At 70.4% G+C, this 591-nt stretch carries 1 protein-coding gene; it reads left to right on the forward strand.

All coding sequences use genetic code 11. From position 1 onward, the window contains the following. Nucleotides 1-360: 360 nt before the first annotated feature. On the forward strand, nt 361-591 hold a 231-nt coding region (locus tag ABTU92_RS30235; protein WP_408095224.1), incomplete at its 3' end, for a DUF4189 domain-containing protein.

Below are 591 nucleotides of genomic sequence, written 5' to 3' on the forward strand. Positions count from 1 at the left end.
CGGCGGACAGTCCGCGCTCGAGCCCGCCGATGCCCGCGAAAAGCCCTGCGACCTTCATGCGTTCGTCCCGCCTGCCTTGGCCCCGCCCGACGCCGTCCTGTCTGTCTCGATCGGGACCGACCCGAATCGGTCGCGAAGGCAGCAGGAGTTTGCGTCGCGGCGTGCCGTCCCGCACGCGCCGCGACACCGTCGTCCCGCGTCGCGCCATTCGCCCGGTCGGCATGTTCGCACAATGTTCTCCCGAGCAGAAGCGTCTTGCCGTGGCGGTCCACGCATTTCTCATGGCGCGCCTCGCCCGATGCGGGTTACGGTCGGCGCAGCGTGAAAAGGTATCTTGGTACCCGCGAAGAGAAGTTTCAGATGGCGAGAGCTTCCGGTTCCCCGGCGTGCCGTCGATGGCTCGCCGGCGTCGCTTTCGCGCTCGCGGTCGCGGCGGCGGCCGCGCCGGCGGCGGCCGAGAAGTTCGGGGCGATCGCGTTCTCGACCGGCTCGGGGCGGGCCGGCTGGTCCTTCGACTACGACAGCCGCGCCCGCGCCGAATCCGAGGCGCTCGCCAGTTGCGGGGCCGGGTGCAAGATCGTCATCTGGTTC

This window comes from Rhodoplanes sp. SY1 (assembly GCF_046000175.1).
Classification (GTDB): domain Bacteria; phylum Pseudomonadota; class Alphaproteobacteria; order Rhizobiales; family Xanthobacteraceae; genus Rhodoplanes.